We start from the raw sequence: 11192 nt of genomic DNA on the forward strand, positions 1-11192 counted from the left end.
CTACTAGTAATATGAAAAATATAATAACACACATTTTCTTTTTTATTTTAATTACCACTTCCATTTCATGTGAAAGTTTAATAGAAATAGATCTACCTACAGATCAAACCAATACAGAAAATATTTTCAAGACAGAAGAAACAATAACATCAGCCCTATCCTCACTTTATTCAGATATTCGCGAGACTTCCCCGTTTACGGGTGGAGCGTCGGGATTAAGTACAACTCTTGGGCTATATACAGATGAATTAGAGTCTTTATCTACCTCTGTTACCTCATCAAACTACTTACTATACACTAATAACATAGCAGAAAACACGGCAATCATTGCAACATTATGGAATAACTCTTACTCTAATATTTATTCAATTAACTCATTTATAGAGGGACTTGAAAAATCCGAAGCTTTACCTGATAACAAAAAAAATATCTTTCTTGCAGAGGCGTATTTACTTAGAGCACTATATTATCAAACATTGATACAACTATTTGGAAGTATTCCATACACAACTTCCACAGATCATAAAACAAATACAGTCTTAAAAAAAACTGACTATATGGATTGTTTATTATTAATAGAGAAGGATCTATTAATAGCAAATGAAGGGTTGACTTATACAAGCAGATCTATAAATAAATTTTATCCAACCAAAATAGTAGCAGAAATACTACTATCCACTAATTACTTACTGCAAAAAAAATACGAGCAAGCAGAGCTGTATGCTTCTAAAGCTGTAAACAATCCTGAATACAAACTCGAAACAGAACTAAATTTAGTTTTTAAAAATAACTCCAGAAGTACGATATGGCAAATTAGTAATAGTAACAGTACTGCTGCCACCTGGGAGGCGAGAACATTCATTATTCGCACCTCCTCACCTCAGTTTTGCTTATCCTCATCATTATATAATTCTTTTTCAAATTCAGATCTAAGAAAAGAAGCCTGGACTAATGTCTACCCTCTCAAAAATCTTCCATATAGCAACAAATATAAAAATGCACTTTCTCCAAATACAGATGAGTTTTCAATAATGTTTCGAATTGAAGAAGCTTACTTCTTACTAATAGAATCTCTAATATATCAAGAAAAAGAAAAACAGGCAATACCTATCTTAAATCAATTAAGGCAAAAAGCAGGGATTACTAAGGCACTACCAAACTCATTAACCAAAGAGCAGGTCATTCAAGAAATGTTAGATGAAAGCAGAAAAGAGTTTTTTTTAGAAAGAGGAAAAAGATTCTTCGACCTCAAACGTAACAATAAACTCAACACACTAAAAAATACAAAACCTAACTGGCAAGATGATCACTCCTTATTCCCTTATCCAGAACGAGAGACTTCACTTAATCCTAATCTAAATTCTATCAATGAGTAAATATTTCTATATCTTATGTTATACTTTCTTTTTTGTAACATATGATTTTTATCCACAAAACCTGCCTACTGATTCTATTTTTAACAACGTGTTTAATGTACAAATGAACGCATTAAGCTCCGATGGTGAATGGCTTTTTATTCATAAAAAAGATCAATTTAATATTACGAAAGATAGTACCTACTTAGTAAACACTAATAATTCCAATCAAAAAATAACTAAATTAGGAAAGAAAAATGCTTTTTTTGAAAATCATTCCATTTCGTATGATAAATCAAGTAAAATTTTAAATATCTTCAACTTAAAAACAAGGTTAAATATTAATTTAGAAAACATATCATCTAAAAATCTATATTTTATAACTAACGAATCACTAATACTGTTACAAGATGACACATTTAATTCTTTTAAATTATTAAAAATAACGAAAGATAATACCATATATACAGTTTGGGAAAAACCAATCAATCAAACCTCACTACTTGATCTAAATGAGGAAATGTCTATATTAATATATCAGAGTAAAAATCCCCAGAAAAATTTAGAAATTATCGATTTAAAGTCTTTGAATATCAATAAAAAAAATAAGATTAACTACATAATATCAAGTGTACTATGGGATAAAAACTTTCCTGTAGCATTTTTAAATCCAACTGGGAAAAATAACCGAAAAATTCCTTTCCTTACTTTTCTAAACTATGAAAAAAACACACAAGCCCTAATAAAACTAGATAGTATCTACTCGTATAACAATATAGAAGCAATATCTCCAACATCATTTAAATTAACAAAAACATATATTTCTACTCAAAAAGACTATAATGTTAACGAACTTGGGATATGGAGTACAAATAATCGCAAAGTAAGTCAGATTAATTTTGAATCTGACTCTTCTAACATATACAACTCATTAACAAACATCTATGAAACAAATCCATTAAAAATTTACGAAATTGATATTTTAAAGGATCAATCCTCGCTGGCACTAGGTAATGGCTTAATTATATTTTATGATAATCATCAATACTATGATTACACTAATTTATATTCGGCTAGAAAACGAGATATCAGTATTTATAACCCATCTACCAATAAAGTTAATACAATAGTAAAAGCCCAACCCGATCCATTAAATACAACTAGTTTGTCGACATTTGGCAACTACTTTGTATATTATACTTCTAATAAAGTAATTATATATAACGTAATCAAAGAGAAAATTGAAGCTGAATACGCATATAAAAAAATAAATTTTGATCCCTACAAAATTTTCAAAGATCAAATTAGATATTGGACAATAGATGAACGTTTTTTTATCTTCTCGGTAAATTCAAAACTTATTAAATATGATACATTACTACAGACTTTCATAACAATAAAAGAAAGTAAAAAAGATAATTTACGCTTTAAGATTGAAAACAAAACTATACGGCATATTGGTTTTCACCAACTACATTCTAGAGTTTTAAAGAATGCAGAAACATTAATTGTACATGAATTTAATATGACTAATAATACTTTTTCGCTTTATAAACTGCAATCTAATGAACAAGAGAATATTTTATTCAATACAAAAGATCGAATCTACGACATATATCATAGTGAGGACTATAATACAATAATATATACCTCAGAGAACTTTAATATTCCGCCGTCAATTTACAAAAACAAAAACGGGGCAAACAAAAAAGTGGGTTCATCCTATTTTCCGGAAGAAATATATAATTGGAAAAAACAAAAAGATATAAATTTTAAAGATAAATACTCTAACAATCTAAAAGGAACTTTATTCTATCCTGAAAACTTTAATAGTGATGAGAAATATCCTTTAATTGTACATATTTACCAATTTCAACAACATTTAGCAAATACTTTTACTTACCCTAAGTTTCAAGATGGAGGTTTCAACGTCGACACTTTTTTAAAAAACGGTTATTTTGTTTTTTTTCCGGATATTTTAGATAGTAAAGACGGTACAGGACTATCAGCTTTAAACTGTGTTGAAGAAAGCTTAAAAACGGTACTAAAGCAAGAGAAATCAATTGACAAGTTAAGTCTAGGAATTTACGGTATTTCTCATGGTGGATATGAAGTCAATTTTATAATTACTCAGACTAATTTATTTAAAGCTGCTGTTAGTGGTAATGCAAATGTTGATCTAGTAAGATCATATTTTTCCTTTAACAATGATTTCTCATCTCCCTTCTTATTCCAATTCGAGAATGGACAATATAACATGGGCGCTTTTTTTTCTAATAAAGAAAAGTTTTTAAGCAACTCACCTATTCTTTATCTGGATAAAATTGATACGCCTCTCCTCTCATTCACAGGAAAAAGGGATCAAAATATAGACTGGGAACAAACTAAAGAACTTTTTATTGGCATGTTACGTTATAAGAAGCCCCATATTTCATTAGTATACAAAAATGAAGGACATGGGATACAAAATATAGAAAACAGAAAAGATTTAACTAAAAGGATATTAAATTGGTATGATCATTTTTTAAAAGGGAAACATCACGACTGGATAATACAATTTACGGAGTTTGATAAAAATAGAATGACGCCCAATTAAGGGCGTCATATATAATTACATATCTATTCTAGGTTCATACAAAGGTAATGAACACTTAATTTCTTGCGTAATCGGATCTTCGTGTAAGCCATATACACTTTCATTCCCTACATCAGTAACATATGTACATGGTAAATTCCCATCAGTATCACAAGTAAACTCTAAAACAACACAATCAAATCCTTGAGAGTCAATTCGTTGATAGGCATCCACTTGCGATAAAGAGTTACCAGACATTGCATTTGTTGCAAATGCTCCTCCAATTGCAAGAACAAATACTGCGATTTGTAACCTTGCTTTTTTAATTAATTTAAACATAATAATTAAATTTTAATAATTAACCTCTTTTTACTAAGGCGAGGGTAAATCCTTAACAAACTTATCGGTTAAATTTCGCGCGAGTCTAAACCGCACAAGTTTGGAGCCAAACAAACCATATGCATACTGGTTTGTAAAAATTATGTCTGAAAGCTTTTGATCATCATTGTGGTAGATTAAAAAGCTTGCGACATAAATTCCCTTTCTAAAATCATAGATATCGATAATACTGGCTTGTTTCATTACATTTTTGGAATCATTCTGTCCAAGTGAATTAGATACTATAAACAAGAGATTATCTTTAACAGTGATTTTTCTATTAATCGCACTCATAGGAGTGATCTTTTTATCTGTCCCATTGCTCAGTCTTGAAGAAGATACATTTGCAATAGATGTTGTGTCTATGGTCTTTAATAAATCTATTTCCTGTAAGTTTTTATTAGCAGTCAAATACCGGTTACTGTAGTAGTAAGTGTATATAACATCGTTATAATTATCACTATAAGCCAGTAACCCATCTGTGGCGAAAGAGCCTGTGGAAAAGGAACTTAGTATATCTACATTTATCTCCACCCTAGGTGAACTCTGCTGTAATATCCCTAAGACATGGGTAAGGTCGTTTCCGATCTGCGCCTTAAACACTATCTTTGAGCTATCCATGGGTATAAAGTCCGTGAAATAAGTATCCTTAAAACTAAATACAGAACTTTGTTTAACTTGCATAGTATTATCTAATCGTCCATTAAACACAATAGGAATACTACCATCGCCTAAAAAGAAATACGGATATACAGTCTTTAATTTTAAATATCGATATCCAAAATCTGTTGAGTCAATACTTATTTGAAAATCTTGTCTTTTTAAAAGACTATCTACTAAAATAAATCGAAGTGGTGATAAGGTGTTTCCTAAATAAACGGAATTATTATGAGTTCCCGAAAAATAAAAAGTATTTACCTGTAAGTCTATTTCTTTGTCCTCTACCATGCCATGAGGAAGGTATCTTCTAATAAATGGATTCTCTTTTTTAATAATATATTCCGAAGATAAAAATACACATATAATAAAAAAGCTGCTAAGTAGTGTAATTGCAGTAAATGCCCACCAAAACCTTTTATCTTTATTTTCTAACAAATATGCCGCTACTATAGTCAAGCAACTCACTATAATATTAAACCACAAGTGCTCATTCCACCCCAAATTCTCCAGCACACCACCACAGGAACATGGTACAAAATCACTATAGTTTAAAATCAGATAAATATATAGACTAAAAGCTAGCATCAAGCCGTAACTTAAGTATAACCCAAGTAATCTAGTTTTTTTACTTGCAAGTATTACAGCCAGTATAAGTTCTGTTATAATAACTAAGTAAGAAATTAATTTTGCATACGCGCTCAGCAAAGGACTTTGGGTTAACTGTATTTGAAACTCAGAAAAAACAATTAACTTACTCACCGATGCGTAGACAAACAACACGACAAGAAAATAACTCACAAACTGTATATACCTAGCTCTCATAATAATTGATTTTTCATGTCGTATAAAACTACAACTATTTAATAATCAACTCAATGAGTGTTTTTACGCCTTTATTACCTGTTTTAAGAATTATTTAACAAACTAGACCTAAATAGGATGTCCTAATCCGTATTTTCTGACTGATCAGATGGCAAAGAGAAAAAGTACTTATTTTGCCACATATAGTAAATAACAGCAGAAAAAGTAGGCTGATTGGTCTTTTTTAAGATTACAGATTTCGATTTTTCTATGCCTTTAACTTTACCATGAAAATAATCGGCTATAGCTGCTGTTGTGTAGCCTAAACCGGTTAATTTTATAATCTCCATTTCCTTAAGTGATAACTGAACTGTTGATTTTTTTAGGTCTTGTAATTGCTTTTTCTTCTGCTGGTCCAATACTTTTTTATTTCGACCAATACAATCTGTTATTTTTTGTAAGGACTCTATACCTGCTGATTTACTAATAACATCCATTATCCTATAATTGGCCAGTTTTCCTAATATCCCTTGTGTTAACTCTCCCGATAGTATTGCCACTGGAATGTGGGAGTTTAGCTGCTTTAGTCTTTCTAAGGTCTGAAAACCATTTAATACAGGCATATTCAAATCTAAAAATATCATATTTATTGGTAGATTGGTTAGTCCCTGTAAGAGATCCTCTCCGTTTTTAAAAAGATGAACTTTTTTACATAAATTCTCACTGATTAAATACCAGCTTAAAAGTTGGCTATAAGAGCCCTGATCCTCTGTAATTGCTACTTCCATAATAATTAATTTTTTACGTTAAATCACCATATCATAGTGTGATAAAACAACGAACATAATTTTTTTCACGCTTAGTCTATAACTAACTAAGAACTATTGTAATGCATAATTTATTTACTGTGTGTACACTTTTATACTGATAGTCAGCACCTAATTGCGTTAATCTATATCGAATATTACCGATGCCTTTACCTTTTTTTGATTTAATGGTTGTTGTAAAAGGATTAAATAACATACCGTCATTAATAATTCGAATCACCAATGAGTAACCTCTGCTTATTACGTATACCCTTACCCAACTTGCGCCGCTGTGTTTTAAAATATTAGTTACCAGCTCATTTGTTAAATAATATATATGATGGAGCTGCTCCCTATTTACATTTTCCAATAAATTATGCCCCTTATAAAAATAGTTTACACCACCTATCTCAAATTGCCTGGCAAGACTCTCCCCTAACAAGCTATTTAACTCATAGCAAGCATTCTGAGTAAAAGAATTATTTAAAACAACCGACTTAATTTTGTTTGGCAGCTCTTTTAGAATTTGTAAAGCTTCGAATAACATAAATCGCTGGTCTGAGTCCTTATTCCTAATAAGATACATACTCACAAAAGTGCTAGCCTTATAAATATCGGAATTAACCTCATCGTGAAAATCAGGTAAAAGAGAATCAACTAATTTTGAAGTTTGTAATTTATAAAAGTCATTATCGGGATTATCTATAAGATAATTATATAGAATAACCCGATATTTTTGAACTACACAACTAGTAAGTAATAGACCTAATCCAAAAAATGCCAAAAGCGAATTAATTATCCCTATAAGAGTTATTACTTGAGTTTCCATACACCAAAGGATATTAAGGTTCCACAAACAATGGCATCAATTTGTCCTAGGTGACAAGCCAAATTAACCCGTTTATAACAAAGAAAAGCAGGAGCAATAAAAGTAGAAGGAAAAAGACAAGCAAGACTGAAAACAAAGCTTGCTAAAATAAAAAAAGCTCCTGGAGCTTTCAACAGTGGTATGGGAGCAATGGTTGTTAACCACTGCTTTAACCAATAATAAGTCGCAATCATTACAAACAAACCCATTACGAAGTTTTGCATCACATTGTAATTCAACCCTTTATTAGTACGCTGATAAAATATAGCTACTACAAAGCAGGTAAAAAACAGAATTGTTACAAAAGGGAAAAAGTATTTAGGTTTTTTAAAAGTCGTCTTTTTATACAGGGTATAAACCGATAAAAAACTAAGTAGATAAAATACCATTTGAAACTTAAAGCTACCCATTGGGTTAATTTTTAAGATAAACGGAAAAATGTAATTATAAAGTCCAACTATAGCGCATAAAAAAATCACACCAAAATAAGACTTGTAGAGCCGGTAATCTACTTTATTTATAAGTAAAAGTAACACAGGACTTATACCGCTAAGAAAACTCAAATGTACCAATAAAACATAAACCATATCTTTTGTATTAGGTTAACCAAAATCGTGTCATGCCCCACTGAAATTGCGATAATAGTCCACTTAGAGCATGAAGGTAAAGGTGTATATAAAAACACTTTAATTACCTACACGGCCCCACCTTTTATTTATTGAACCTAACGCAGTTTAGTAAACCACTTCGAACTAGACTGATAAATGTTTTTTTCTTTGCTTATTTTTATTTTATCTAGTTGTATTTCTTTTGAGTTTGAGTTTTATTGTAACAAAATAAAAGTCTTCTTGCAGTTTTTAAGTTAAGATAAAAACATATTTAAAGAGTTTATTCTGATATTCTTGAATTTATTAATATTTACATTAATACTTTTCTGATCTTATGGGCTAATACCATACCAATTTAAATTAATGCTTTTCTTATCTTACAGGCAAGTGCTATACCACTGTAGCTGTACATCATAACTTATATAAATAGGTAAATAACACTGGTATTTTAAATTTGTTTGGGCTCTTTTGTCATGTACTTAGCAAGTACTTCGTTTTTGTTGAATTTTAAGTGATCTTCCTAAACAAATGCTTCTTTAAACCCCTGTTTCGTGTTTTATTAACGGAGCTTTGAATCTGTTTTTTATACTACCTTTTATTTTTGTGTCATACGATTTTTAGATATGTTGTAACCATATGCCTACTTAATAGGCACCTATGTAAAAAATACTATGTCAAAGTTCAACAACTTTATCTTAAAAAACAACACCTTGATTTACAAATACTTAATTTAAAACTAGAATCTAAAAACTTTTAACACTATTTCGTTTTAAAATTGAAAAATACCCAAAATAGAATACTTTATCACAAATAATTAACTATAATTTCATATTATTAATTTTTATATCTTAATTTTAAAAAACAATACGCATTAATACTATTTTCATTAATTTTAGACCAATCAAATACTCACTTATCTGTATTTTCAACTAAGAGAAATGATTTTAGTTACCCTAGTTTATATGTCCTAATACAAAAAAAAATCTAATCTTTATGTAATTAAAGACTAGCGTGGATATTCCACTTCAAACTGCACCACTCTGATGGACTGCACCCTAAAAGTTAGACACTTTTGCCAGAATGTCCACTAGGGTAAAAGCAAATTTAGATAACCTGTTTTTTAAATATTTTGAATACTTCAAACAAATAATAATACGAACTAACAGATAATAAACAACAGCTTATAAAGCATAACTATTGATCTGTTATGCAAGATTTTTTAGTTGAATCTACTATATAAAAGCTTACTGTAATTTGTTACACCAAATTACCTTAGTGATTGGTTAATCTTTTGAATTTTATAAAGGTTATTTAAAAATCTAAAAATTCCGTAAAAAAAATTTGCTCCAATAATTAAAGCAAATGCAAATTTTAAGAATATATAAATTAACCAGCCTATTAATGGTAAAACAACGAAATACCTAGCAGTGAATCCATGCAATAATTTCCAGCCGGCTATAAATGAAAAGCCAAAGTAAAATGCCACACCATAAATAGTAAGTAAACTATTCCAATTAAGTAAACCCTCTTTTGGAAAACTAGGACTCGATAGCATAAAATAAGCTAATAAAACACCTATAATACCCGATAGAACCATTACTTGGTTATCTTTTATATACCTATTTTTTTCATAAAGTAAATGTGCGTAATTTGATCCCATTATTGCTTGACTAAATCTGTTTTTAATATATATCCTATTTGTTTTTCTTGCCCCTGTTCTACCTGTACTTTAAAGAAATAATTGGTAGATGTTATACTATCCACCTGAATGTTTTGGTCTAATAAGGTAATTTCTAAACTTTTAATATCTGGTTTACTATACAGTTTAGCGGTGTGTTTAGTGGTCCATTTACTTAAAGGGATTACTTGACTTGTTTGGTTTATAACTCCATCTATTTTACTGTAAAAAGGATTAAAAAACACGAAAATAAAAAATGCTATTCCTATTAGTTTAAAAATGGTAAAAACCGACAAATACTTCTTTGTCTGTGCCCTTTGAATTTCAACAACTTGTTTGTTTAACTCCTCAAGTTTACTTTTACTTTGATGGTAGTTAGAGATTAATGCATCAAATGCAGAGTTATCCCAATAAGAGCCTGTTTGCCCAGAATTAACATTTCGATCTTTTTCCCTATTGGTAAAACCTTTTAAATTTTCATCCTCTTTTTGCTGGTTGTGGGTTATTAAAACAGAATAAGCAATGTTTATCTTTCTAAAAATTCCCAATAAAAATGCATCATCCTTTACCTGATCAGGATGATATTGCTTAGATAGTTTACTGTAAGCCATTTTTACTTGCTCTAAAGAAGCATTAGGCTCTAATCCTAAAATTGTATATGCTTGATTTAAATCCATAACCTAGTTAATTACCTGCCAATTTCTTACTTTATCTTGCCAAATATGGACAACAAGTTTTCCCTTATGGTAATTACTATATTCCCATTTTTGGGTATCTGCTCCTTGATAGCTAATATCGCTAGGTAAGCCAAAACCAACCTTTAATAAATCAATTGGCATGTCTTTATACATTTCTTGATTAAAACAAGACTTTACCTCTGAGAAACTATAACGAGTTTCAAGTTGTTTCTCTAGGTCCGTTTTAGTAGTTTGGATTTGTTTTTGAGTGATTTTAATCTGGTCTTTCAGATGACTCAAGTAGGATTTTTTCTGTGCCTTTTGTCTATTTTGCATGATAACTAGGTAGACAAAATACAACAGAACACTTAAAAGCCCTATATAAAAAAGAGGCTCCTGTGGTTGTACTTCTGATTGCATTTTTTAGTGTGTTGTTGTCTTAGTAAGCAAATATAAAACAACCCTATGTGTTGTTGCAAACTGTTTTTAAGTAAATTTTAATAATTCCCATTTCGTTGCACAATCATTCTCACTTAAAAGTCTGTAAAAAAGTAACTTATTTATCATAAATAGATACAATCCAACACATAACAAATCACCAACTCAATAGATGATTAACAAGCTGAAATATTTAATTTTTTATGGTATTTAAACAATCCAAGGAACTAACACCACTCTTGCGTTCAAAAAAGTTTACTAAACACCAATACTTTTTTCTTAACTTAGGTATGCCAGTGCTTTATCTATTAAATAATTTAATCCAACTTCTTTGAGTACGGGGTAAAT

The 11192-nt window shown here is 29.9% G+C and carries 10 protein-coding genes; 2 read left to right on the forward strand and 8 right to left on the reverse strand.

The window, feature by feature from the left end; genetic code table 11:
- The first annotated feature begins 11 nt into the window (after nt 1-11).
- Both ACYSNV_RS07970 and ACYSNV_RS07975 read left to right on the forward strand, forming a co-directional pair.
- Nucleotides 12-1376, forward strand: a complete 1365-nt coding sequence (locus ACYSNV_RS07970) for a RagB/SusD family nutrient uptake outer membrane protein (protein WP_461762035.1) — start codon at nt 12-14, stop codon at nt 1374-1376.
- Nucleotides 1377-1479: 103 nt separating this feature from the next.
- The gene (locus ACYSNV_RS07975; RefSeq protein WP_461762036.1) at nt 1480-3951 is read left to right on the forward strand and encodes an alpha/beta hydrolase family protein; all 2472 of its coding nucleotides are present in this window, start codon (nt 1480-1482) and stop codon (nt 3949-3951) included.
- Nucleotides 3952-3966: 15 nt separating this feature from the next.
- On the opposite strand, the gene ACYSNV_RS07980 is transcribed toward ACYSNV_RS07975, so the two are convergent.
- The 8 genes from ACYSNV_RS07980 to ACYSNV_RS08015 form a co-directional block, all read right to left on the reverse strand.
- A complete protein-coding gene (locus tag ACYSNV_RS07980) occupies nt 3967-4269 on the reverse strand; it encodes a DUF6520 family protein (protein ID WP_461762037.1) in 303 nt (100 codons plus the stop codon).
- A gap of 33 nt (nt 4270-4302) precedes the next feature.
- On the reverse strand, nt 4303-5790 hold the full coding sequence (locus ACYSNV_RS07985; protein WP_461762038.1) for a MauE/DoxX family redox-associated membrane protein: 1488 nt from the start codon (nt 5788-5790) through the stop codon (nt 4303-4305).
- Nucleotides 5791-5912: 122 nt separating this feature from the next.
- Nucleotides 5913-6557 (reverse strand): response regulator, encoded by a 645-nt coding sequence (locus tag ACYSNV_RS07990; RefSeq protein ID WP_461762039.1) that lies wholly within the window; start codon nt 6555-6557, stop codon nt 5913-5915.
- 82 nt (nt 6558-6639) lie between these two features.
- Complete coding sequence (locus tag ACYSNV_RS07995; protein WP_461762040.1) at nt 6640-7404, reverse strand: sensor histidine kinase; 765 nt, start codon at nt 7402-7404, stop codon at nt 6640-6642.
- Nucleotides 7389-7853, reverse strand: coding sequence for a hypothetical protein (locus ACYSNV_RS08000; protein ID WP_461762041.1), 465 nt, complete (start codon nt 7851-7853; stop codon nt 7389-7391). Before ACYSNV_RS08000 ends, ACYSNV_RS07995 begins: the two co-directional genes overlap by 16 nt.
- Nucleotides 7854-9318: 1465 nt before the next feature.
- Nucleotides 9319-9711: a hypothetical protein gene (locus ACYSNV_RS08005; protein ID WP_461762042.1), complete on the reverse strand. Its 393-nt coding sequence runs from the start codon at nt 9709-9711 to the stop codon at nt 9319-9321.
- The gene (locus tag ACYSNV_RS08010; RefSeq protein ID WP_461762043.1) at nt 9711-10406 is read right to left on the reverse strand and encodes a J domain-containing protein; all 696 of its coding nucleotides are present in this window, start codon (nt 10404-10406) and stop codon (nt 9711-9713) included. Before ACYSNV_RS08010 ends, ACYSNV_RS08005 begins: the two co-directional genes overlap by 1 nt.
- A gap of 3 nt (nt 10407-10409) precedes the next feature.
- Nucleotides 10410-10826 carry a hypothetical protein gene (locus tag ACYSNV_RS08015; protein WP_461762044.1) on the reverse strand — a complete coding sequence of 139 codons (417 nt, stop codon included), beginning with the start codon at nt 10824-10826 and terminating at the stop codon, nt 10410-10412.
- Between the last annotated feature and the right edge of the window lie 366 nt (nt 10827-11192).

This window comes from Myroides sp. LJL119, assembly GCF_054871605.1.